Raw genomic sequence first — 23,326 nt, 5'->3', positions numbered from 1 at the left:
CGTCGAAGGTCGAATATGTCGCTTTCCTTTCTCCTGCCGTCCCTCAATCGCCTGAGCTGGTTCGCCTCGCCGCTGGCCCTGTTCGCAGCCTGGGTGCTGGTGGCCAACGCCGGCTGGTTCCCGACCCAGTTGCTGGTCCCGCCACAGCACGTCTACCAGGCCTTCGTCGAACTGCTCGGCAGCGGCGAACTCCATGAGCACCTGCGCAGCAGCCTGTCACGCCTGGCCATCGGCTTCGTCCTCGGCGCCACCGGCGGCCTGGCGTTCGGCACCGTGATGGCCCTGTCGAAGTCGGTCGAGGCGTACTGCGCGCCGCTGTTTCATACCTTGAGGCAAATCCCGTCGATCGCCCTGATCCCGATGTTCATCCTGTTTTTTGGCGTCGAGGAGACCTTCAAGGTACTGATCGTCACCAAGGCCGCCTTCTTCCCGGTGGCGCTGGCCGCCTGCGAGGGGGTCAAGGGCATTCCGCGCAGCTATTTCGAGGTGGCCGACGTCTATCGCCTGCCGCTACCCAGCCTGTTCCGGGACGTTGCCTTCCCCGCCGCCGCGCCACCGATCCTCACGGGCCTGCGCATCAGCCTCAGCCGCTCGTGGATGGTGCTGGTGGCTGCCGAGCTGCTGGCCGCCGACAGCGGCCTCGGTCAGATGATCGAGATGAGTCGGCAGATGCTGCGCATCGACATCGTGATGGTTGGCGTGGTGGTCACCGGCCTGATCGGCTTCACCCTGGACCACGGCCTGCGCCTCCTGGAAAAACGCCTGTTCCGTTGGAAACCCCGCACATGACTGACTTCGTCCGCTTCTTTCGCCCACTGCGCGGCCTGGTACTGCCGCTGCTGCTGATCGGCGCCTGGGAGTTCGCCTCGCGGCAGAGCGCCAGCCATGCCTACGCCTTCGTACCGTTGAGCAGGATCGGCAGCGGCCTGGTCGAACTGCTGAACAGCGGAGAACTCTGGCTGAGCGTGCTCGCCAGCCTGCAGCGCACCTGTGCGGGACTCCTCTACGGGGTGCTCGGCGGCTTCGTCGTCGGCGCGTTGATGGCCCTCTCGCCCATCGTCGAGCGCGTGCTCGCACCGCTCTACCACACCCTGCGCCAGGTACCGATCCTCGGCCTGATCCCGTTGATTGCCTTGTGGTTCGGCAGCGGCGAGTTTTCCAAGGTGCTGATTGTTTCCCTGGCCGCCTTCTACCCCATGGTGCTCAACACGTTCGAGGGCTTCAGCCACGTGGACAAGCGCCTCCACGAGGCCGGCCTGGTACTCGGCCTCGGTCGCACCCAACGGTTCATCCACGTGCTGCTGCCCTCAGCCTTGCCGAGCATCGCCAACGGCGTGCTGCACGCCCTGGCATTCGCCTGGGTCAGCTCGATCGGCTGCGAGCTGTTCCTCTCCACCGGCGCAGGCCTGGGCAACCTGATGATGAACGCCGAGACCGGCGCACGCATGGAGGTCGTGGTGATCGGCGTGCTGACTATCGGTCTGCTCGGCTATGCCATGAACCAGCTGTTTTCCCGCGCGAGCCGGCACCTGCTGCGCTGGCGCAATCTCCGATAGGTGAACCCGATGACTGCCATACTCTCCCCCCGACTGCTCGACACCGACCTGACCCAGCGCGGCACCTTGGAAATCCGAGGCCTGAGCAAGGCCTACCGGATCGACGGCAAGGAGCTGCCGGTGCTGGAGCGGATCAACCTCGGCGTGCTGCCCGGCGAGTTCGTCAGCATCGTCGGTGCCAGCGGCTGCGGCAAATCCTCGCTGCTGCGCCTGATCGTTGGTCTGGAAAGCGAATACGACGGGCAGATCCTGCTCGACGGCGAGCAGATCATCGGCACCAGCCTGGAACGCGGCATCGTGTTCCAGGACCACCGCCTCTTTCCCTGGAAGACCGTCGAACAGAACGTCGCCCTGGCCCTCAAGAACCAGCACTTGAACAAGCGGGAAAAGGTGGAGCTGGTGGCCGACCATCTGGCGCTGGTGGGCCTGACCGGTTTTGAACAGGCTTACCCACACCAGCTTTCCGGCGGTATGGCCCAGCGTGCCGCGATTGCCCGGGCGCTGATCACCCGGCCCAAGGTGCTGCTGCTCGACGAGCCCTTCGGTGCCCTGGATGCACTGACCCGCCTGCATCTGCAGCGCGAGCTTCAGCGCATCTGGGTGCAGCAGCGCAGCACCATGATCATGGTCACGCATGACGTCGAGGAAGCACTCTTCCTCAGTGATCGGGTCATCGTCATGGATCCCCGTCCGGGGCGGATTCGCCACGAGGTACGGGTCGACCTGCCGCATCCGCGCGAGCGCAATTCGCCACTCCTGCAGCATTTGAAAGAAGAGCTTCTTGAAGAACTGGTCGGGCACTGAGCCCGTCCCGCCAGCGGTGCACCACACGCAGGACGATCGGCACCGGCCTGCTGCCTATCCAGCAGTATTCCAGCAGCCACTGCTGGAAATACTGCAGTGCCCCGCTGGACATCGCGTATTTACTGGGCCCTGGGCATTGGTACGGGTCTTGCTCAAGCCTGAGGGACCTTGCGTAGCAAACTCAGGACCCCATCATGAGCAACCCCATCAACCTGGTCGTCGTCACCGGCAGCACCTTCCGTCCCTCCCGAACCCTGGCGCTGACCGAGGCCATCGTGGCCGAGCTGAAACGCCTGCTGCCCATCGAGGCACGCTTCATCGAACTGGGCGACATCGTCCGCTCCGTGGGCGGCGCGCTGTCGCGCAAGGAGCTGCCGGAGACCATCGAGCACGAACTGCGTGCCATCGAAAACGCTGACCTGCTGGTGGTCGCCACGCCGGTCTATCGCGGCTCTTACCCGGGCCAGTTCAAGCACCTGTTCGACCTGATCGACCAGGGCGCGCTGATCGATACTCCGGTGTTGCTGGCCGCCACCGGTGGCAGCGATCGTCACGCCCTGGTCCTCGACCATCAGCTGCGTCCGCTGTTCAGCTTCTTCCAGGCCCTGACCCTGCCCATCGGCGTCTACGCCTCCGAGGCCGATTTCGACAATTACCAGATCGCCAGCGAGGCGTTGCGGGCCCGCATCGCCCTGGCCGCCGAACGCGCCGCACCGATCTTCGGAGCCACCCCGGCGCCAGTCCGGAAGATTGCCTGATCCCTTGCCGTCGACAGGAGTTGTCAGGCGATGAGCAACGCTATTCAAGCCTCTCCCCTTGCGGAATCCCCTTGGTCGAAAGGGCATCGGCCGGCCGATGTCCGTGACCTCGGCGTCCCGGTACGCCAGGCGCTGGACCGCACGGTCTTCCGCAGCCCCGCCAACAGCCGCGTGCTCAGCCGCCGCGAAGCCTGGTTGCTGGGCGCCTTCGCCCTGGTCCTGCACGGCGCCGTGCTGCACTGGCTGGGCCAGAAGCCCACGCCGCCGCTACCGGAAGTGCCGCCGCAGATTCCGCCCATGACCATCGAGTTCACCGCCCCGGCCCCGCCGGTAGTGGAACCGCCACCGCCGGAGCCGCCGCAGCCCGTGGTCGAGCCGCCACCGCCAGTGGTGGAAGAGCTGGCGGTGAAGCCGCCGCCGCCCAAGCCGGTCGCCAAACCCAAGCCCAAGCCGCAGCCGCCCAAGGCCGCGCCGAAACCGGCCCCCAAGCCGGTGGAAGCCCCCCCGGCACCGGCTAAGGCCGAGGCGCCGCCTGCGCCGTCGACACCCCCGGCACCGGCTCCGGTGACACCGCCCTCGGCCAACGCCGGCTACCTGAAGAACCCGGCGCCCGAGTATCCCGCCCTCGCCCAACGGCGTGGCTGGGAAGGCACCGTGCTGCTGCGGGTGCATGTGCTGGCCAGCGGCCTGCCCAGCGAGGTGCAGGTGCAAAAGAGCAGCGGCCGCGAGTTGCTCGACGAGGCTGCGGTACGCGCGGTCAAGCGCTGGACCTTCGTGCCGGCCAAGCAGGGCGAGGTCGCCCGCGACGGCTGGGTCAGCGTGCCCATCGATTTCAAATTGAACTGATCAGAGGATTTCTCCATGGACCTGTTAACCAACCCCTTCGCCTCCATCGAGCACCTGGTGATCTGGCTGCTCATCGGCTTCTCCGTCGTCACCTGGGGCCTGGCCCTGGTCAAAGGCATCCAGTTCGCCCGCCTGAAACATCGCGACCGCCAGTTCCAGAAGCGCTTCTGGAGCGCCACCAGCCTGGACAGCGCCGCCGAGCAGCTGCAGCAGCATTCCGGCGCCGCCGCCCACGTGGCCCAAGCCGGCTTCGCCGCGATTCAGGTGCAGGGCGGCCAGCCCGGCGACCTGAGCCAGGCGATCAACCACCAGGACCGCCTGGAACGCGCCCTGCGCCAGCAGATCCAGCGTGAGCGGCGTTCCCTCGAATCGGGTCTGGCGGTGCTCGCCTCGATCGGCTCCACCTCGCCCTTCATCGGCCTGTTCGGCACCGTCTGGGGCATCATGGAAGCCCTCAAAGGCATCAGCGCGGCCGGCTCGGCCAGCCTGGAAACCGTCGCCGGCCCCATCGGCGCGGCGCTGATCGCCACCGGCGTGGGCATCGCCGTCGCGGTGCCGGCGGTGCTGGTTTACAACTACTTCCTGCGCAGCCTGAAGCTCACCGCCGCCGACCTCGACGACTTCGCCCACGACTTCTACCTGCTGGCGCAGAAGAGCGCCTTCAAGCTGATCGTCAATTCCGCCCCGGCGCGCGCCGCGGGCTCTGTGAAGGAGGCGTCCTGACATGGCCTTCTCCACCCAGGACAACGACGAAGTCCTTGCCGAGATCAACGTTACCCCGCTGGTGGACGTGATGCTGGTGCTGCTGGTGGTGTTCATCGTCACCGCGCCGCTGCTGACCAACGCCATCCCGATCAACCTGCCGAAGACCGAGGCCGTGGCCCCGCCTGAGCAGAAGGACCCGTTGGTGGTGAGCATCGATGGCGCCGGCAAGTTGTTCATCAACAAGGACGAGATCCAGCCCGACCTGCTGCAGGCCAACCTGGAGGCCGCCAAGGCCAAGGACCCGGAACTGCGCGTGCAGCTGCAGGCCGACGACCAGGTGGACTACGGCGCCGTCGCCCGCGCCATGGCCTCCATCGAGCGGGCGGGAATCACCAAGCTCGCGGTGATCACCGCGCGCTAGGGTATGGAAAGAAAGCAACCTGCCTGATTGATCGGCCATGGCAGGAGAAACTTCTTGCAGGTTGCATGGAGCACGTTCCGTTCTTCGGGCCGTTCTTCAATTTCGGGCTCATCCTCAAGGATGAGCCCGCGTCCGATAACCGCCTCGTATCCAGAACCAGCAAGTACATCCGACCGGCCATACGTAGACCACGGACGGAATTTCATCTGTGCGAGATGAACTGATGCCCGAGAATGAAGTATTCCCAATGAATAAAAGATTCCATATTTACGCTTCCAGCACCAAAGAAAATATTCATTCGTTTTCCGAAAAAATTGGCTGGCCCAATTAAACTGTTCGACCACTATCAATACCGGGCGAAAGCCGATGGATGTGGCGCACAGCCAACAAGGCTGCAGATGACTTTCCAGAGGATGCACTTCTGGAGTATTTGCGTCAGAACGAAAAGCTATTCGACAAAATAATAGAGTCCCGCGCTCTGCTCACTGATCTTGTCGCAATGATTGTCTGCGAAGTTGGAGAAAGCGACAGGCCTCATGGCTACTCGATTGCGCCGGAGCTCATTTATCGTCCAGGTATGGCATCCATCACGGCCATGGCCGCACTCGCACGCACAGACTGAACCGGCGCGAACAGGTCCCCGGTGAACTCGCTAGGCTGAGCTTTCAGTCAACCACTTCCCGGGACACGATCCCCCTTGCGCCCCCTCATATACCCCGCTCACAAAGCTTTCATTTCAGCAATATCACGCACCACCTGATCTGCAGAGTGGTCGAACATCGCCTGCTCCTGCGCATCCAGAGGCAACTCGATCACCCGCACAACCCCCTCCGCTGCCAGCACACAGGGGACACCCATGGCAATACCTGTTCGCCCGTACTCGCCCTCGAGAATCGCGACCGTCGGCAAAATGCGGTTTCGCCCATTGGCGATAGCATCCACCATCTGTGCAATTGCCACGCCCGGCGCATCGCAGGCGCTCCCCAGCTTCTTCAAACCCAGAATCTCGCCGCCACCCTGACGTGTGCGCTCCACAATCCGCTCTATCTGCTGACTGGACAGGAAGTGAGACAGCGGCACCGAACCGACCGCACAGTAGCGCATCAGCGGCACCATGCTATCGCCATGCCCTCCCAGCACCAGCGCCGTGATATCCCGAGCAGAAAACCCTGTCTCTTCGGCAATGAAACACTTCATGCGCGCTGTATCCAGCACCCCCGCCTGCCCGAACACCCTGTCGCGTCCCAGCCCACTGAGAGACCAAGCCCGATAGGTCAGCACGTCGACCGGGTTCGACACCACCAACACCGTCGCCGCCGGAGCATGACGATTAATATCCAGCATGATGCTATCGAGAATTGGCAGATTGATACTCAATACATCCTGGCGCGACTGGCCAGGCTTGCGGGGCACACCCGCGGTAATCACCACCAGGTCAGAATCCTGCAGCAATTCGGCATTGGACCCGCCGTAAACCCGGGTATCGGAACCTGACTCAACTGCCGCCTGCCAGACGTCCAGCGCCTTGCCTTTTGCCAACTCACCCTGCACATCAATCAACGCCAACTCACGACAGAACTCTTCCCGGGCGATGATCTGAGCCGCTGCCTCACCCACCATACCGGCACCCACAATTGATAGCTTTTTCACCTCACACCTCCCCGCGGCGCGCGCCACCAGCAACACGCCCACCTTTGCAGAGAAGTATTACCCGCCAATGCAAAAAGACCACCCGAAGGTGGCCGAAGCCGTCGCTAATGGGCAGCCCTGGCGCCAGGACATCTCCCCTGCCGACGTTTGCCAGGCAAGTCAGCGTTCAAAACTGGCCTCGCGCAAAGCCGGTGGCTCCGTGAGCAAGGGCGGTAACGAAAGCAGACGCCGGAACAGACCACCCTGGACAAGGGGTCACACTGCGGGGTGCCGCCGTCCAAGAGCGAGACGGCAGCTGGCGAGAAGGACGCCCAGGACCGCCGGCAATCGCGGCGCGGGTACTCAGGGACGTGGTCTCAGGGCCGGGGCTGGGACGGATTCTGTTCCGCGATGTGTGCGGCGCTATCAACCTCGGCGGAGTCAGGCTCGCCCTTGTCCTCTGCCGCCAAGGAGCGGCGAAAGCCGCGGATCGACTCGCCCAGGTCGGCCCCCAGGTTCTTCAGCCGTTTGCCGCCGAACAACACCAGCACCACCAGCAACAGCACCAGCCAGTGCTTCCAATCGAAGATGCCCATGAACTAATGCTCCAGGTTGGGTTCGGCCCCGCCGGCGGGCGGCGGGGCGGGTCGCACTAGAGGACCTCTTCGTAAGGCAGGCCGACGTAGTTCTCGGCGATGTTCACCAAGCCGGCGTGGGAGTTGAGGAAGTACTCGCGATCGGCCTCCTGCATCTTCTGGTCCCAGGCGTCCTTGTTGCCTTCGAAGTCGTGCAGCAGGTTGGTCATGAACCAGCTGAAACGCTCGCCCTTCCACACTCGGCGCAGAGCCAGCTCGGAATACTTCTCCAACAGGTCGGTACGGCCCTCGCGGTATACCTTCACCAGAATGCGGTACAGGTAGCACACATCCGAGGCGGCCAGGTTCAGGCCCTTGGCGCCGGTGGGCGGCACGATGTGGGCGGCGTCGCCCACCAGGAACAGCTTGCCGTACTGCATCGGCTCCACCACGAAGCTGCGCAGCGGCGCGATGCTCTTCTCCAGGGACGGACCGGTCACCAGGCGCTCGGCCACTTCCCCGGGCAGACGCGCCTTCAGCTCGTTCCAGAAGCGCTCATCGGACCAGTCCTCCACCTTGTCGGTCAGCGGCACCTGCAGGTAGTAGCGGCTGCGGGTCAGGGAGCGCTGGCTGCACAGCACGAAGCCGCGCTCGTGGTGGGCGTAGATGAGTTCCTCGTTGACCGGCGGGGTATCGGACAACAATCCCAGCCAGCCGAACGGATAGACCCGCTCGTACTCGGTCAGCACACCGGCCGGAATGCTCTTGCGCGACACGCCGTGGAAGCCGTCGCAACCGGCGATGTAGTCGCAGTCGATGCGCTGCAGCCGGCCATCCTTCTCGAAGGTGACATAGGGGCGCTCGCCCTTGAGCTCGTGCAGCTCGACATTGCTGGCCGAGTAGATGATCGGTGCACCGCTGGCGGCGCGGGCGTCCATCAGGTCGCGGGTGACCTCGGTCTGGCCGTAGACCATCACGCTCTTGCCACCGGTGAGTTCGGTCAGGTGGATGGGTACGCGCTTGCCATCGAACACCAGCTCGACGCCCTCGTGCACCAGGCCCTCGGCGTCCATGCGCTCGCTGACGCCAGCCTCGCGGAGCATGTCGACGGTGCCCTGCTCCAGCACCCCGGCGCGGATGCGGCCGAGCACGTAATCAGGGGTCTGGCGCTCGACGATGATGTTGTCGATACCGGCCTTGTGCAGCAGTTGGCCGAGCAGCAATCCGGAGGGGCCAGCACCGATGATGGCAACCTGAGTTTTCATTGTTGTTGTCTCGCAAAAGGGCTTCAGGCCAAGGGCGCAGGCATGGGCCCGAAGCACATGGGTTTAGGTTCCCCTGCATTTTTGCTGACAGAAATCGAAAAAGAAGGTCAGAATCCTTCTAGAAATTGCACTTTTGAAAACACCGTCCGATTATCGACCAGCCTTGAACAGCCCCGCAGCCCCAGGCCAGCCCATGAAAACCAGCATTCCAGGCGTTCCCGTATTCAAGCTCTATGGCGAAAACCAGGCCTGGCCGACCCCGGACCTGCTGCACTGCGAATCCATTCCAAAACGCAGCAGCCTGCACCACTGGGAGATCAAGCCGCACCGCCACGCCGACCTGTTCCAGCTGCTCTATGTGCAGCGCGGCCAGGCGGTGGTGGAGGTGGAAGGCCGGCGCAGTGACATCCTCGAACCCTCGATCCAGGTCACCCCGCCACTCTGTGTCCATGGTTTCCAGTTCTCCGAAAGCATCGAGGGCCATGTGCTGACCCTCGGCGCACCGCTGGTGGAACAACTGGAGGCGCAGTTGGGGGCGCCATTGACGGTGCTGGCCTCTTCGGGCTGCTACCCGGTGGGGGCCGACCGCCGCTACATCAATACCCTGTTCGCCGCCCTGCTCAGGGAGTACGAAGGCAGCGCGCCGTCCCGCGAGCTGGTGCTCAGTTCCCTGGTCAACGTGCTGATGGTCTGGATCAGCCGGCGCAGCCAGCAGATCACGCCGCCCAGCGGCCGCGACGAACGCAACCGGCAGCTGCTGGGGCGCTTCATCAAGCTGGTGGAGCGGCACTACCGCGAGCACCTGACGGTGGAGACCTTCGCCCACCGCCTGGACCTGTCCAGCGTCCACCTGAACAACCTGTGCCGCCAACTGGCCGGCCAGAGCGCGCTGCAGATCATCCACCAGCGCCTGCTGCTGGAGGCCCGGCGCAGCCTCATCTACACCAACATGACCATCGCCCAGGTGTCCGACAGCCTTGGCTTCACGGACCCCACCTACTTCTCGCGCTTCTTCCGCCGCCTCAATGGCCAGTCGCCCAATGCCTTCCGCCGTGCCGGCGGCCAGGACGGCTCCGATGCCTAGGGCCGGCGTCGAGAATTCTCCAGTCTGCGGAATTTTCTTAACAGCCTGTCACGACGCCAAAGGCCACCTGGCCAAACCAGCGACAAAAGCCGCGAACAGGAAGCCATCGTCGGCAAAAACCTGAACTTAACGACTGGCACGCTAATTGTTTAGGGCAGTTTTCGAGCAAGTCACCAGCCTTGCTCGCACCCAATAACAACAAGGCTGCCTTTCATGAATAAGAAATCCTTCAGCACCCCCGCCATTGCCTGCACCACCAGCCTGCTGCTCGCCGGCAGCACCCAACTGGCCCAAGCCACCGAAGGCGGCCTGTCGTCCTGGCCGATGGGCATCGAGATCTACGGCATGGGCATCCTGCCGCCGCCCGGCACCTACGGCCAGGTGTTCGTCGGCAACTACCTGGCCGACTCCCTGCGCGACAACGCCGGCGACAAGGCCGCCGACATCGACCTGCGGGTCACCACCATCGTGCCGCGTTTCGTCTGGGTCACCGAACAGCAGGTGCTCGGCGGCAACCTCGGCTTCCACGCCCTGTTGCCGCTCAACGACATCCGCCTGAACGTCAAGAATGGCCCCCACGACCACAAGCGCGGCATCGGCGACGCGCACTTCGGTCCGGTGGTCGGCTTCCACCACAGCGACAAGTTCCACACCGCCGTCGGCGTCGATTTCGTGGCCCCCACCGGCAGCTACGACAAGGACGACCTGATCAACCTCGGCAACAACTACTACACCGTGCAGGCGGTGTACGCGATGACCTACAGCGACCCCAACGGCTTCAACGCCGATGTGCGCCTGATGCACGACTACAACTTCGAGAACCGCGACACCCACTACCAGTCCGGCCGCGAGCTGCACGCCGACTACACCCTGGGCTGGGGCCTTGGCAACGGCTGGGTCGTAGGTGTGGGCGGCCATGCCTACAAGCAGATCAGCGACGACAAGTGCAGCGTCTCCGACTGCGCCGCGGCCGCCCTGGTGGACGCCAACGATGGCAACCGTGGCCGCAGCTTTTCCATCGGCCCTGCCGTGCAATACAGCGGCGATGGCTGGTTCCTCAGCGCCAAGTGGCAGGACGAAAGCGGCGTGCGCAACCGCGCCGAGGGCCAGACCTACTGGCTGAAGTTCACCATGCCCCTCTGAGCCACCCGTGACCGACCAGGGGGGATCACTCCCCCTTGAGCCGGTAACTGATCTGGGCACGGCTCATGCCCAGCATTTGCGCCGCCGCGGTGAGGTTGCCGCCGGTGCGCTCCAGCGCCAGGTGCACCAGGCGCTGCTCGATCTCCTTCAGGGAAGTCCCCAGCACCCGCTCGCGGCCACTGAGGAAGGCCTGCAGGTCGGCCAGCTCCGGCTCCACCACCACGCGCTCGCCGGACGGCGCCTCGCTCCCCACCGGGACCTCGCGAGCGGGGGCGTCCAGGCGGCCTTCGACGGTCAGGCCGATACCGTTGGAACGCAGCGGCTCGCCCGCCTCGGCCAGGTGAACCAGGTCCATCAGTTCACCATTGCCTGCGGCGATCACGCCACGCTCGATCAGGTTCTGCAGCTCGCGGATATTGCCAGGGAAGCGGTAGGTCAGCAGGGCGTTGACCAGCCGCGTGCTGAAGCCCAGGGGCTTGAGCCCATGGCGCGCACTGAACGTGCGCAGGAAGTAGCTCATCAGCAGCGGAATGTCTTCGCGCCGCTCGCGCAGGGGCGGCAGGTGGATGGGGAAGACGTTCAGCCGGTACAACAGATCCTCGCGGAAGCGCCCGGCCTCCACCTCGCGGCGCAGGTCCAGGTTGGTGGCGGCGATGATCCGCACATCCACCGGGATTGCCGTGGTGCCACCCACCCGCTCGATCTCGCCCTCCTGGAGCACCCGCAGGATCTTGCTCTGGGCACTGAGGCTCAGGGTGGCGATCTCGTCAAGGAACAGGGTACCGCCCTTGGCCCGCTCGAAGCGCCCCGGCCTGGAACGGTCGGCGCCGGTGAAGGCGCCGCGCTCCACACCGAACAGTTCCGCCTCCAACAGGGTTTCCGGCAGCGCCGCACAGTTCAGCGCCACCAGCGGCGTGCCGCTGCGCCGGCTGGCCTGGTGCAGGGTGCGGGCGAAGAGCTCCTTGCCCACCCCCGATTCACCGGTCAGCAGCACAGTCGCCTGGGTCGGCGCCACGCGGTAGAGCTGCTGGCTGGCGGCGACGAAGGCGGCACAAATCCCCACCATGGCCTGGTCCCCGGCCGGCTCCTCCAACTCGGCCATTTCGGTCTCGTCGGCCGAGCCGTAGGTACTGCGGCTGAGGAAGTCGCTGGCGTCCAGGTGGGCCAGGTCCAGGTCGATGTCATCCCACAGCTCCGCCGGCTTGCCGACGATGCGGCAAGCCGAATGGCCCATGCAGCGGCACTCCTGTTCGCGAAACACTACCAGGCGCCCCAGCAGGGACGAGGCGTAGCCGCTGGCGTAGCCGACCTCCATCCAGCACGCCGGCTCGCTGCCCAGGCCGTAGGCGGCGATGTGCTCGTCGGCCTCCAGGGAGTTGTGCCAGAAGAACTCCGAATAGAAATGGCCGACGCTGGAGTCGATGTCGAAGCGCACCACCTCCACGTTCACCATGCCCTCCAGCATGTGCAGGCGCGGGCCGGCGCTGTAGAGGCTGGCGTGGTCGCCTTCGGGCCACTGCGCGCTGACCTGGGCGGCATCCCGCGCGCCGGCCTGCCAGCCGATGCGGGTCAGCAGGCCGCGCGCCTTGTCCAGGCCCAGCGCTTCCACCAACTCGTGGCGGATTGCGCCGAAGGCAGCCCCCTGCAGCAGCATCATGCGCTGGCCGCAGAGCCAGATATTGCCGTCCTGGGGGGCGAAGGCGACGGTCTCCGCCAGTTGCTCGGCGGTCGGCAGCCCGGTGCTGCCGAACTGGTTGGCGCGGTCAACGATCAGGCGCTTCTGCCGGCCGAGCAACTGCTTGAGGAATTCATCCCCCATGGCGCGGCCGGGATTGCTCGAGGTTTTGCGAGTCATGGTCAGGGGCGGAAGGCAGGAAAGGAGCCATTCAGTATGCCCTCGTGAAATGGCCGGTCAATTGGCCTTCCGGCTCCTTCGCAGGCCATTACCCGATAACCGCACAGTCTCCGGCGCAGCGCTCCGGGGAAGTTTCAGCGCCAGCGGCGACTTCTCTGCAGAAAATTCCGCGCCAAGCCTCAGCAAAGCCCTTCACGGCACTCCGCCATTCTTTCAAAAAATTTATATCTCATTGTTTTAAAAGAAAAAAACAAAAAATAACAGGACTGGCACGGTAGTTGTTAATGGCCTAGCGCGTGCACCTCCACAACAACAACGCAGGTTACGGCCCCATGAACTGCTTCCCATCGCCAACCAATCCCGCTCGACCGCCCGCACCACGGCTTCGTTGTTGATCCCCGACCGTACCGCCACAGGCCAGCCGCCCGCGCGTCACGCCTGAGGTGTCGCCACGCACCCATACGCTCAGCGGTTCACTGCCACCGGCAGCCTTCCGCTCAAACAAGAGAGAACCCATGGACACCACCCGCCCTGCCTACCAGAACCTCGAGTTGCAGCCCCTCGCCGGGCAATGGCGCGCCGGCAGTACCGGTCGCCAGCTGGAAGTCTTCGACCCCTACAACGACAAGCGGCTGCTGAGCATCACCCTGGCCAGCCGCGAGGACCTCGACGCGGCCTACCGCATGGCCCGCAACAGCCAGCGGGAGTGGGCGGCCAAGGCGCCAGCCGAGCGCGCCCGGGTCCTGCTGGACGCGGTGAAGATCTTCGATGAGCGCCGCGAGGAGATCATCGACTGGATCATCCGCGAGTCCGGCAGCACCCGTATCAAGGCCCAAATCGAATGGGGCGCCGCCCGCGCCATCACCCTGGAGTCGGCCAGCCTGCCGAATCGCGTGCACGGGCGCATCGTCGCCTCCAACATCCCTGGCAAGGAGAGCCGCGTGTACCGCGCGCCCCTGGGCGTGATCGGCGTGATCAGCCCGTGGAACTTCCCCTTGCACCTCACCGCTCGCTCCCTGGCCCCGGCCCTGGCCCTGGGCAACGCCGTGGTGGTCAAGCCGGCCAGCGACACCCCGGTCACCGGCGGCCTGCTGCTGGCGCGCATCTTCGAGGAGGCCGGGCTGCCGGCTGGCGTGCTCAACGTGGTGGTGGGCTCGGGCGCGGAAATCGGCGACGCCTTCGTCGAGCATCCGGTTCCAGCGTTCATCTCCTTCACCGGCTCCACCCAGGTGGGCCGCAACATCGGCCGCATCGCCAGCGGCGGCGAGCACCTCAAGCACGTCGCGCTGGAACTGGGCGGCAACAGCCCCTTCGTGGTCCTGGCCGACGCCGACCTGGAGCAGGCGGTGCACGCCGCCGTGGTGGGCAAGTTCCTGCACCAGGGCCAGATCTGCATGGCGGTCAACCGCATCATCGTCGAGGCGCCCCTGGTGGACGCCTTCACCCAGCGCTTCGTCGAGCGGGTCAAGACCCTGCCCTACGGCGACCCGAGCAAGCCCGAGACTGTGGTCGGCCCGGTGATCAACGCCCGGCATTTGGCCGGTCTGAAAGAGAAGGTCGCCACCGCCAAGGCCGAAGGCGCCACCCTGCTGGTGGGCGGCGAGCCCCAGGGCAACGTCATGCCGCCCCACGTGTTCGGCAACGTCACCGCCGATATGGAGATCGCCCGCGAGGAAATCTTCGGCCCGCTGGTGGGCATCCAGTCCGCCCGCGACGCCGAACACGCCCTGGAGCTGGCCAACCGCAGCGAATATGGCCTCTCCAGCGCGGTGTTCAGCGGGAGCCTGGAACGCGGCGTGCAGTTCGCCCAGCGCATCCACGCCGGCATGACCCACGTGAACGACATCCCGGTCAACGACGAACCCAACGCCCCCTTCGGTGGCGAGAAGAACTCCGGCCTCGGTCGCTTCAACGGCGAATGGGCCATCGAGGAGTTCACCACCGACCACTGGATCACCCTGCAACACAGCCCGCGGCCCTATCCGTTCTGATACGGCCGCATCTACACCACCCAGCACCCACCCAATAAAAAACGGAGTACGAAATGTCCACACTCCTCAACAGCCAAGCTGTGAAACGGCCATTGCTGGCCGGCCTTGCACTGCCCTTCGCGCTGCTCGCCGGCCAGGCCTTCGCCGATGGCGACGGCACCTGGAAAAGCGGCGAGAACGTCTACCAGAAGGTCTGCGGCCACTGCCACGAACACCAGGTGGGCCCGGTGATCACCGGGCGCCAGCTGCCGCCGCAGTACATCTCCGCCGTGGTGCGCAATGGCTTCCGCGCCATGCCGGCCTTCCCGGCCTCGTTCATCGATGACAAGGCCCTGCAGCAAGTCGGCGAGTACATCGCCAAGTCGCCCGCCCCCGCGGCCAAACCCTGAGGTGCCGGCGATGAACATCGAACGTCGTACCCTGCTCAAGGGCATGGCCCTGGGCGGCCTGGCCGGCGCCGCCATGGGCGTCTCCAGCCTGGCGATGAGCAAGGCCATGCTGGGCGGCCAGGCCCAACCGCTGCCCACGCTGGTGCTGGTGGATGGCGAGGCTGCCGGCAAGGCCTTCCTGGCCGGGGTCGGCTCCAGCCCGGCGGCCGGTAAAGCCGAAGTGCAGCGCACCGGCCTCGGCCTGGACTTCATCCTGGGCCTGGAGAAGCGCCTGCGCAGCGGCCAGCCGCAACGCATCATCGGCCTGGTGGATGACGCCAGCGCCGCGCTGATCCTTGACCTGGCCCGCAGCAGCGGCGCACGGGTGCAGTGGCTCGGCCAGCACAGCGCCACCGGCGGCGCCTCCCGGCACCACCTGCTCAGCGCCGACAGCGCCCAGGGCTGCGCCCTGCATCTGGGCCAGCAGCTGCACGCCTGCGGCGGCGGTTTCAGCCTGAGCGAACAGAACCCGCTGGGCGGTCGGCCCCTGAAGCTGGCCGGCGCCAGGCGCAGCGGCGGTTCCGCGCAATGGGCGGCCAGCCTCGGCCACAGCCTGGCCAGCCTGGGCACCGCCGACAGCACGGCAGCCCCGCGCATCGCCAGCCATCAGCCGGCGCTCGCCGGCCAATTCGTTTCGTTCTCGATCGTGGCTTGAAGGAGCTGACAGATGACCGAGCAAACCCAGAACACCCTGCTTCCCCGTGGCGTGAATGACGCCAACTTCCAGCAAGCCCTGGCCAAGTTCCGCAAGCTGCTGGGCGAGGACAACGTCCTGGTCAAGGACGAGCAACTGATCCCCTACAACAAGATCATGATGGCCGTGGACAATGCCGAACACGCGCCCTCCGCCGCCGTCACCGCCACCAGCGTGGAGCAGGTGCAGGGGGTGGTGAAGATCTGCAACGAACACGGCATTCCGGTGTGGACCATCTCCACCGGGCGCAACTTCGGTTACGGCTCGGCGGCCCCCGGCCAGCGCGGACAGGTGATCCTCGACCTGAAGAAGATGAACAAGATCATCCACGTCGATCCCGACCTGTGCACCGCCCTGGTGGAGCCCGGCGTGACCTACCAGCAGCTGTACGACTACCTGCAGGAGAACAACATCCCGCTGATGCTGTCCTTCTCCGCGCCGTCCGCCATCGCCGGCCCCCTGGGCAACACCATGGACCGTGGCGTCGGCTACACCCCCTACGGCGAGCACTTCCTCATGCAGTGCGGCATGGAAGTGGTGCTGGCCAACGGCGACGTCTACCGCACCGGCATGGGCGGGGTTAAGGGCGACAACGCCTGGCAGGTGTTCAAGTGGGGCTACGGCCCGACCCTGGACGGCATGTTCACCCAGGCCAACTACGGTATCTGCACCAAGATGGGCTTCTGGCTGATGCCCAAGCCGCCGGTTTTCAAGCCCTTCGAGATCAAGTTCGAGAACGAGTCCGACATCAGCGAAATCGTCGAATTCATCCGCCCGCTGCGCATCGCCCAGGTCATCCCCAACTCGGTGGTGATCGCCGGCGTGCTCTGGGAAGCCTCCACCTGCAACACCCGCCGCTCGGACTACACCACCGAGCCGGGCGCGACCCCGGACACCATCCTGAAGCAGATCCAGAAGGACAAGAACCTCGGCGCCTGGAACGTCTACGCCGCCCTCTACGGCACCCAGGAACAGGTGGACGTGAACTGGAAGATCGTCACCGGCGCCCTGGCCAAGCTCGGCAAAGGCAAGATCGTCACCCAGGAAGAAGCCGGTGATACCCAGCCCTTCAAGTACCGCGCCCAACTGATGTCCGGCGTACCCAACCTGCAGGAATTCGGCCTGTACAACTGGCGTGGCGGCGGTGGTTCCATGTGGTTCGCCCCGGTCAGCCAGGCCCGTGGCAGCGAGTGCGACAAGCAGCAGGCGCTGGCCAAGAAGATCCTCAACAAGCACGGCCTGGACTACGTCGGCGAGTTCATCGTCGGCTGGCGCGACATGCACCATGTGATCGACGTGCTCTACGACCGCAGCAACCCAGAGGAAACCCGGCGCGCCAACGCCTGCTTCCACGAGCTGCTGGATGAGTTCGAGAAGCACGGCTATGCCGTGTACCGCGTCAACACCGCGTTCCAGGAGCGCGTGGCGCAGAGCTACGGCACCGTCAAGCGCAAGGTGGAACACGCCATCAAGCGCGCCCTGGACCCGAACAACATCCTCGCGCCCGGCAAGTCCGGCATCGACCTCGCCAACTCGTTCTGACCGCATCAGGGCCTCGCCGGGGCAAGCCCGGCGAGGCCCTGTCATGGTCAGGAAACGCCGTGCTCCAGAAGCAACTGATCACCGCCGGCCTGCTCCAGGTTCCGGCTCGCTTGCAGGGCGGGGTTCTGCTGGCGCAGACGTTGGCGGAGGGAACCGCCAATGGCGCCGGGAATGGCCTCAGACCGGGTCCAGATCAGACGCCTGATGCCGCTCCGGGCACTGCTCCTCCAGCTCTCCCCAGGTGCGGTTGACTCGCCGGCCGCGCTTCACCGCGGGTCGTTCGGCAATCTCCTCGGCCCAGCGCAGCACATGGGTGTATTCATGAGCGGACAGGAATTCCGCCGCCGAATACAGGTTCCCCCGCACCAGTTGGCCATACCACGGCCAAACCGCCATATCGGCAATGGTGTAGGCGTCACCCGCCAGGAAATGGTGATCGGCGAGACGGCGATTCAGCACATCGAGTTGGCGCTTGGTCTCCATGGTGAACCGATCGATCGGGTACTCCAGCTTCTCCGGCGCGTAGGCGTAGAAATGCCCGAAACCGCCCCCCAGATAGGGCGCCGATCCCATCTGCCAGAACAGCCAGTTCAGGGTTTCGGTACGCCCCGCCAGATCGGTGGGCAGGAACCGGCCGAACTTCTCCGCCAGGTACAGCAGGATCGAACCCGATTCGAAGACACGGATCGGTGTTTCCTGGCTGTAATCCACCAGCGCGGGAATCTTCGAGTTGGGGTTGATCCCGACGAAGCCGCTGGAAAACTGATCGCCCTCCATAATGCGGATGAGCCAGGCGTCGTACTCGGCATCGGCATGCCCCAGCGCCAGCAGCTCTTCCAGCAGGACCGTCACCTTCACCCCATTGGGCGTGCCCAGCGAATAGAGCTGCAACGGATGCTTGCCCACCGGCAACTCGCGGTCATGGGTCGGGCCCGCAACCGGCCGGTTGATGCTGGCGAATTCGCCCCCGGACGGCGCGAGGTGCTGCCACACCTTGGGCGGAACATAGCGTGCGTCGGACATGTGAACCCCCTCATGCTTGGCTGAATGCTGCGCTCTCGAATGAACCTCGGGACATTGTAGGGTGGACAGATTCCTGCATCGCTCATTCCCCCTTCGGCTCTGACAGTCGCCTACCCATTTCACGGTAAGCCTCCATGGCCGAGCCTTGAACCAGATTGCGCAACGTACCGAGTTGCACATCGATCACGGCCGCGAACTTGGCCAATTGGGTTTCGAGGTCATCGCCCCTGCGGAAGCGTCCGGAGCCGGGTCTGTCAGGAATTGGCCATGCCGTTCAGGTGACCGCTCAAGTCGCCGACCATGTCGAGCATGGAGTAGTCCCTGAACGAGAAGCGCCATGCACCGTCGATGCGTTCGAATGCATCGTGATAGCGACCAGTGGCGATGGGCTGGAGTGGCAGGCTATCGGTTGCCTGCAGAACGGTGTAGTAGGACCTTGCAGTGGCGCGGTGTGACGCCTCATCGACTTCGATGATCGGGTTGCTGACAAGGTGCTTGGTACGGGGCGTACCGCAGGGGTAGAGCCTTACCTGCTCACGAAAGATGCCGAGGAGCTCATCCGCGCCGACCCGCTCGTCGCCCTGCTGCAGTTTGATTTGCGCATGCCGGAACAACTCGGCGACACCTTCCAGGTTTCCACCATCCAGTAACTCCGCGTATCGGTACAGCAGATTGGCGATCTCGGCTTCGCTGCTGCTCATGGGTGTCTCCTCATTACATGGGCTGAGGGTGCCAATGTAGGGCGGTGGGGAAATCCATGGCTTCGTCCCGGTGGACTAGGACCGATCCGCATCCGCTACGCGCCGGGATATTCGCTCGTGGAGAAAACGCCAAGTCGCGTCGTGGGCCGCCTGCCTCTTGAGGCCATCCGGGGATGCCAGCCAGAGGGCGATGTAATGGGCGCTGGCGTCGCTGAGCCGTACGAGGCGCGGATCGCCATCGGCCAGCATGCACCAGAGCGGCGCGGCCGCATCGCTGGTCAGGACGGCGCTTCGCATCGTCTCCCAGCTGTTGACCCGCGTACTGATCGAGGTGCCCTCGCCGACATGTTCGTTGACCCAGTCAATGAAGGGCTTGGGTGCGTATTCGCTCCAACCGATCCAGGTGGTCGGGGGCCTACCGTTTCGTTCTGCGGCGCCATACATGGCGACTTCCATATTGCCCAGCAGCACAGTGTCGAGTCGCTCGGGGCGTTCGTACGCATCGCCAATGCCGAGATCAGCCTTGCGCTCCATCACCACGCGCATCGGATCCGCGACGCTGACGATCTCGATGGTGATCCCGGGGTGTATGGCATGGATGGCCAGGACGTCCGGGATGAACGCGTCGCCCAATCCTTTGGCGATCGCGATCTTGACGGTCCCTTCAATGGCCTCACCGCTCCCGTACAGGAGTCGTTCAAGTTCGCGGATCTCGTCGCTGATGCGCTCCGATGCCTTCAACACGGCACGTCCCGCCTCGGTCGTCCGGGTAACGCCATCCTCAGCGGTGAAGAGCCGCTTGCCGATGGAGCGCTCCAGCGCATCCAGGCGGCGAGCAACCGTGGTTCGGTCGACGTGCAAGCTTCTGCTTGCGGCAAGGAGGGAGCCCGTTTGCGCGACGGTGAGGAAGAACCGCAGGTCATCCCAGCGGAGCGGGCCACGGGCATTTTTGCATTGGGTCATGCGAAATCACTCATTCCGGGTGTCCAGACCAGGTTCCTATATTAGGCCTCGAGCTGAATCGAGTAGACCTATGAACTGGACAGAAAGCCGTGATGTGGTGGTAGTGGGATCGGGCAATGGTGGGCTGGCTGCCGCACTCTGCCTGTACGAAATGGGCGTCAAGGACGTGCTGGTCATCGAGTCCTCGGACCAGGCTGGCGAGACGAGCGCGTTGAGCGGTGGAGGTGTCTGGATTCCCGGCAACCCCTACGCCGAGGCCGAAGGCATCCAGGACAGTTACGAAGACGCCCTGGCCTACGTGCTGGCCACCGATCCTGAAGGCACCGTCCCTCGGGAGATGATCGAGACCTACCTGAAGAATGCGCCGAAGATGCTGCGCTTCCTGCATGCACGTACGCGCATGCGGTACCGGTCGCTCGCGCATTATCCGGATTACTTCTCGACGCTGCCGGGGTCGCGGCCGGGACATCGTTCCATCGAGCCCGAGCCGGTGAACATCACGAAGCTGCGCCGGCGGGGCCAGTACCTCCGCGATCATCACCCGATCCTGAAAATGCTCGGCCGCGTACCGATGACGCAGACCGAGGCGCACAGCTTCAATGTGCAGGCACCGGGCTGGCGCCTGTTGGCCGCCAAGCTGCTGGCGCAGTACGTCCTGGACTTGCCGCAGCGACTGCGCACGCACCGGTCGCGCCGGGCCACCTGTGGCAGTGCCGGTGTGGCACGCCTGCTGTGGTCGATGGAGGACCGCAAGCTTGCGCTCGATCTGAAGAGCGAAATGGTCGATCTGGTGGTGGAGCGCGGTGAAGTCACCGGCATCATCGTGAAGACGGAGGGGCGCCAGCGGGCGATTCAATGCCGTCGTGGCGTCGTACTGGCCTCCGGCGGCTTCGAGCACAACCAGCAGATGCGCGAGACCTACCTTCCCGCCCCCACCCACACCAGCTGGACGACCACGCACAAGGGCAATTGCGGCGCACCGATCGAGATCGCCAAACGCCATGGCGCGCGCCTGGCGCGCATGCAGGGGGCGTGGTGGGTACCGACCTTCCGCGTGCCGGGTATCCCCTATCCGTACCCCTCGATCATGGAGAAGTCCTATCCCGGCAGCATCGTTGTGGAGAAAGGCGGCAAGCGGGTGGCCAACGAATCGATGAACTACCAGATGTATGTGCGGGAATGTCATCGCCTGCATCAGGCGGGAACGGATACGAGCCGCCTGTGGATCATCTTCGACGCCGATTTCCGGCGGAAATACATCGTCAGCCCGATCCTGACGTCGAAGCTGATGCCGGACTGGCGCATTCCCAAGTCCTATTTCGACGAAGCCTTCCTGAGCAAGGCCGACACGCTCGAGGAACTGGCACTCAAGGTCGGTATCGACGTTGCCGGACTCGCGGCGACGGTCGAGCGTTTCAATCGGTTCGCCGCAGCCGGCAAGGACGAAGAATTCGGGCGGGGCGACAGCGAATATGACCGCTATTACGCCGACCCAACGGTGAAGCCCAACCCCTGTCTCGCGCCGATCGGTCGTGGGCCTTTCTATGCGGTGCGAATCCACCTCGGCGAGTTCGGTACCAACGGCGGCTTGGACATCGACACCAACGCCCAGGTCAGGAATGAACAGGGCGAGGCCATCCGTGGCCTGTATGCCACGGGCAACTGCGCGGCATCGATCCTGCCGGCGTATCCGGGGCCGGGATCGACGCTGGGGCCGGCCATGACCTTCGCGTACCAGGCGGCCAAACACATCTCGGGGGCCGCGCTCGCCGAGTGATTGGCGGCGCATTCGCGGAGTGATCGCGTACCGGGTTCGAGGGGGCTGGCCGGGCCCCTTCACCCGAGTTATCGCGGGGCGTCCAGCACAAGGCGGATCAGTCGAATATGGCGCCTGATGTCATCCTCTTCCACGGGGGCGAGGCAATAGCTCAACCCGAGGCGGCTTATCAGCTCGATGATGTCTTCCAGGGCGGCAGGAGTGGATGACAGGCGCTTGATGTAGTGCCTGTAGGGCCCTTCCAGCAGGTTGTGCCACATCGGCGCAATGTTCTCGAGGATATAGGCGGAGACTTCCGGATTGACGCTCTTGGCCAGGTAACTGTGGTGGAAACCGCCGTTGTGCTGATCGCGATATCGGACTGAAAAGCACACGCACTCGATCAGGTAAGCCTCGAAATCCTCTTCGAACTCGGCGAGGCTGCGCTGCATCTCTTCGAAAAAAACGCTGTTCTCGACGCTGATGACTGCCTGGATCAGCTCTTTCTTGCTGCCGTAGTAACGGTAAAGGGTTCGGCGGGAGATGTTGGCGCGCATGGCGACATCGTCGATCGAGAAACTGTCGAAACCATCTTCAACCATGGCGTCCAGCGCCGCCTTCAGGATGAGCGCGCGACCCTCGCCGACACTCTCCATCCGGCTGGCATCTCCCCAGCGCAGCTTCCGACTCATGCAACCCTCCCCGCCTCTACATGGAGACGCGATTCTCCCATGGTTTGGCGCACAGAAGCGTGTCCTGGTGCCGTGAAGGGCGCTGACAAGCCTGGCCGGCAACGCGGGCCAGGCTTGTCAGTCCGGGCGACGAATCAGTTGAAGGTCTTGCCCGCCAGCAGACCGCCATCGACGATGAACTCCGAGCCGGTGGAGTAGCTCGATTCATCGCTGGCGAGGAACAGCACCAGATTCGCCACTTCGTCCGGGCGCCCGATACGCGGGATCGGCAGGCCGCGGTAGATCGTCGACGGATCGATGTCGGCCATCTCCGGCGGCCGCGCCATGTTCGTGTCGATCCCACCGGGGTGGACGGAGTTCACCCGGATGCCGTACGCGCCGAGCTCCAGGGCGGCGGCTTTGGTCATGCCACGCACGGCGAACTTGCTGGACACGTAGGCCGTGCCCCAGGCCACCCCCTCCATGCCCGCGGTGGACGAGACATTGACGATGGCCCCACCGCCTGCGGCCTTCATCGCCGGCAGTACGGCCTTCATCCCCAGCCAGCAGCCCACCTGGTTCACCTCGATCACCCGGCGATAGTCCTCCAGCGAGCAGGTCTCAAGGGACGCCATCTTGAGGATCGCGGCATTGTTGACCAGCACGTCGAGTTTGCCGAAGTGCTGCTGCGCCACGCGCACCGCGGCACTCCAGTCCTCCTCGCGGGTGACGTCCAGGTGCTGGAACAAGGCGGCATCGCCCAGCTCGGATGCAACCCGCTGGCCTTCCGCATCCAGCACATCGGCAATCACCACCCGCGCACCCTCGGCGACGAAGCGCCGGGCTTCCGCCTCGCCCTGGCCTCGGGCGCCGCCCGTGATCAATGCCACCTTGCCTTCCAATCGCTTCATTGCAG

General features: G+C 64.7%; 24 protein-coding genes. 15 read left to right on the top strand and 9 right to left on the bottom strand.

All coding sequences use genetic code 11. The features are described from left to right. The first annotated feature begins 15 nt into the window (after positions 1 to 15). From ACFW0H_RS04655 to ACFW0H_RS04620, 8 genes are all read left to right on the top strand, one after another. Positions 16 to 789: an ABC transporter permease gene (locus ACFW0H_RS04655; protein WP_422912730.1), complete on the top strand. Its 774-nt coding sequence runs from the start codon at positions 16 to 18 to the stop codon at positions 787 to 789. Then, a complete protein-coding gene (locus ACFW0H_RS04650; protein ID WP_422912729.1) occupies positions 786 to 1,556 on the top strand; it encodes an ABC transporter permease in 771 nt (256 codons plus the stop codon). Before ACFW0H_RS04655 ends, ACFW0H_RS04650 begins: the two co-directional genes overlap by 4 nt. 9 nt (positions 1,557 to 1,565) lie before the next feature. Next, positions 1,566 to 2,360 carry an ABC transporter ATP-binding protein gene (locus tag ACFW0H_RS04645; protein WP_422912728.1) on the top strand — a complete coding sequence of 265 codons (795 nt, stop codon included), beginning with the start codon at positions 1,566 to 1,568 and terminating at the stop codon, positions 2,358 to 2,360. A gap of 194 nt (positions 2,361 to 2,554) precedes the next feature. Further along, on the top strand, positions 2,555 to 3,118 hold the full coding sequence (gene msuE / locus ACFW0H_RS04640) for an FMN reductase (protein WP_422912727.1): 564 nt from the start codon (positions 2,555 to 2,557) through the stop codon (positions 3,116 to 3,118). 30 nt (positions 3,119 to 3,148) lie between these two features. Beyond that, the gene (locus ACFW0H_RS04635; RefSeq protein ID WP_422912726.1) at positions 3,149 to 3,964 is read left to right on the top strand and encodes an energy transducer TonB; all 816 of its coding nucleotides are present in this window, start codon (positions 3,149 to 3,151) and stop codon (positions 3,962 to 3,964) included. Between the two features lie 15 nt (positions 3,965 to 3,979). Continuing rightward, complete coding sequence (locus ACFW0H_RS04630) at positions 3,980 to 4,687, top strand: MotA/TolQ/ExbB proton channel family protein (protein ID WP_422912725.1); 708 nt, start codon at positions 3,980 to 3,982, stop codon at positions 4,685 to 4,687. Between the two features lies 1 nt (position 4,688). Next, positions 4,689 to 5,090 carry an ExbD/TolR family protein gene (locus ACFW0H_RS04625; RefSeq protein ID WP_422912724.1) on the top strand — a complete coding sequence of 134 codons (402 nt, stop codon included), beginning with the start codon at positions 4,689 to 4,691 and terminating at the stop codon, positions 5,088 to 5,090. A 370-nt stretch (positions 5,091 to 5,460) separates the two neighbouring features. Continuing rightward, positions 5,461 to 5,712 (top strand): hypothetical protein, encoded by a 252-nt coding sequence (locus tag ACFW0H_RS04620; RefSeq protein ID WP_422912723.1) that lies wholly within the window; start codon positions 5,461 to 5,463, stop codon positions 5,710 to 5,712. A gap of 98 nt (positions 5,713 to 5,810) precedes the next feature. On the opposite strand, the gene ACFW0H_RS04615 is transcribed toward ACFW0H_RS04620, so the two are convergent. The 3 genes from ACFW0H_RS04615 to pobA all read right to left on the bottom strand — a co-directional run bounded on the left by ACFW0H_RS04615 (position 5,811) and on the right by pobA (position 8,559). Beyond that, positions 5,811 to 6,740, bottom strand: a complete 930-nt coding sequence (locus ACFW0H_RS04615) for a malate dehydrogenase (RefSeq protein WP_422912722.1) — start codon at positions 6,738 to 6,740, stop codon at positions 5,811 to 5,813. A 356-nt stretch (positions 6,741 to 7,096) separates the two neighbouring features. Continuing rightward, positions 7,097 to 7,315: a twin-arginine translocase TatA/TatE family subunit gene (tatA, locus tag ACFW0H_RS04610; RefSeq protein ID WP_422912721.1), complete on the bottom strand. Its 219-nt coding sequence runs from the start codon at positions 7,313 to 7,315 to the stop codon at positions 7,097 to 7,099. Between the two features lie 56 nt (positions 7,316 to 7,371). Beyond that, on the bottom strand, positions 7,372 to 8,559 hold the full coding sequence (gene pobA / locus ACFW0H_RS04605) for a 4-hydroxybenzoate 3-monooxygenase (protein ID WP_422912720.1): 1,188 nt from the start codon (positions 8,557 to 8,559) through the stop codon (positions 7,372 to 7,374). 193 nt (positions 8,560 to 8,752) lie between these two features. On the opposite strand from pobA, the gene ACFW0H_RS04600 reads away from it, so the two are divergent. Next, the gene (locus ACFW0H_RS04600; protein WP_422912719.1) at positions 8,753 to 9,643 is read left to right on the top strand and encodes a helix-turn-helix domain-containing protein; all 891 of its coding nucleotides are present in this window, start codon (positions 8,753 to 8,755) and stop codon (positions 9,641 to 9,643) included. Between the two features lie 213 nt (positions 9,644 to 9,856). Next, complete coding sequence (locus ACFW0H_RS04595; RefSeq protein WP_422912718.1) at positions 9,857 to 10,786, top strand: SphA family protein; 930 nt, start codon at positions 9,857 to 9,859, stop codon at positions 10,784 to 10,786. A 25-nt stretch (positions 10,787 to 10,811) separates the two neighbouring features. On the opposite strand, the gene ACFW0H_RS04590 is transcribed toward ACFW0H_RS04595, so the two are convergent. Further along, entirely contained in the window at positions 10,812 to 12,641 is a 1,830-nt protein-coding gene (locus ACFW0H_RS04590) for a sigma 54-interacting transcriptional regulator (protein ID WP_422912717.1), read from the bottom strand. Positions 12,642 to 13,156: 515 nt separating this feature from the next. Between ACFW0H_RS04590 and pchA the strand changes: the two genes are divergently transcribed. Genes pchA through ACFW0H_RS04570 form a run of 4 tightly spaced genes read left to right on the top strand, consistent with a single transcriptional unit; the run spans position 13,157 to position 17,296 of the window. Further along, entirely contained in the window at positions 13,157 to 14,632 is a 1,476-nt protein-coding gene (pchA, locus tag ACFW0H_RS04585) for a 4-hydroxybenzaldehyde dehydrogenase (protein WP_422912716.1), read from the top strand. 53 nt (positions 14,633 to 14,685) lie between these two features. Beyond that, the gene (locus ACFW0H_RS04580) at positions 14,686 to 15,021 is read left to right on the top strand and encodes a c-type cytochrome (RefSeq protein WP_422912715.1); all 336 of its coding nucleotides are present in this window, start codon (positions 14,686 to 14,688) and stop codon (positions 15,019 to 15,021) included. A gap of 10 nt (positions 15,022 to 15,031) precedes the next feature. Further along, positions 15,032 to 15,715 (top strand): hypothetical protein, encoded by a 684-nt coding sequence (locus ACFW0H_RS04575; RefSeq protein ID WP_422912714.1) that lies wholly within the window; start codon positions 15,032 to 15,034, stop codon positions 15,713 to 15,715. A gap of 12 nt (positions 15,716 to 15,727) precedes the next feature. Next, complete coding sequence (locus tag ACFW0H_RS04570; RefSeq protein WP_422912713.1) at positions 15,728 to 17,296, top strand: FAD-binding oxidoreductase; 1,569 nt, start codon at positions 15,728 to 15,730, stop codon at positions 17,294 to 17,296. Positions 17,297 to 17,473: 177 nt separating this feature from the next. Here the strand turns inward: ACFW0H_RS04570 and yghU are convergent, their stop codons facing one another. From yghU to ACFW0H_RS04555, 3 genes are all read right to left on the bottom strand, one after another. Continuing rightward, the gene (gene yghU, locus ACFW0H_RS04565; RefSeq protein WP_422912712.1) at positions 17,474 to 18,319 is read right to left on the bottom strand and encodes a glutathione-dependent disulfide-bond oxidoreductase; all 846 of its coding nucleotides are present in this window, start codon (positions 18,317 to 18,319) and stop codon (positions 17,474 to 17,476) included. 254 nt (positions 18,320 to 18,573) lie between these two features. Beyond that, positions 18,574 to 19,020: a nuclear transport factor 2 family protein gene (locus ACFW0H_RS04560; protein ID WP_422912711.1), complete on the bottom strand. Its 447-nt coding sequence runs from the start codon at positions 19,018 to 19,020 to the stop codon at positions 18,574 to 18,576. Positions 19,021 to 19,095: 75 nt separating this feature from the next. After that, positions 19,096 to 19,983, bottom strand: coding sequence for a LysR family transcriptional regulator (locus ACFW0H_RS04555; protein ID WP_422912710.1), 888 nt, complete (start codon positions 19,981 to 19,983; stop codon positions 19,096 to 19,098). 70 nt (positions 19,984 to 20,053) lie between these two features. On the opposite strand from ACFW0H_RS04555, the gene ACFW0H_RS04550 reads away from it, so the two are divergent. Then, positions 20,054 to 21,760 carry an FAD-dependent oxidoreductase gene (locus ACFW0H_RS04550; RefSeq protein ID WP_422912709.1) on the top strand — a complete coding sequence of 569 codons (1,707 nt, stop codon included), beginning with the start codon at positions 20,054 to 20,056 and terminating at the stop codon, positions 21,758 to 21,760. Between the two features lie 68 nt (positions 21,761 to 21,828). Here ACFW0H_RS04550 and ACFW0H_RS04545 read toward each other — a convergent pair whose 3' ends face one another. Both ACFW0H_RS04545 and ACFW0H_RS04540 read right to left on the bottom strand, forming a co-directional pair. Beyond that, a complete protein-coding gene (locus tag ACFW0H_RS04545; protein WP_422912708.1) occupies positions 21,829 to 22,431 on the bottom strand; it encodes a TetR/AcrR family transcriptional regulator in 603 nt (200 codons plus the stop codon). A gap of 134 nt (positions 22,432 to 22,565) precedes the next feature. Further along, entirely contained in the window at positions 22,566 to 23,321 is a 756-nt protein-coding gene (locus tag ACFW0H_RS04540; RefSeq protein ID WP_422912707.1) for a glucose 1-dehydrogenase, read from the bottom strand. Positions 23,322 to 23,326: the final 5 nt, after the last annotated feature.

The sequence above is a fragment of the Metapseudomonas cellulosilytica genome, assembly GCF_049334135.1.
Classification (GTDB): domain Bacteria; phylum Pseudomonadota; class Gammaproteobacteria; order Pseudomonadales; family Pseudomonadaceae; genus Metapseudomonas.
This window is presented reverse-complemented; position numbering and strand designations above follow the sequence as displayed.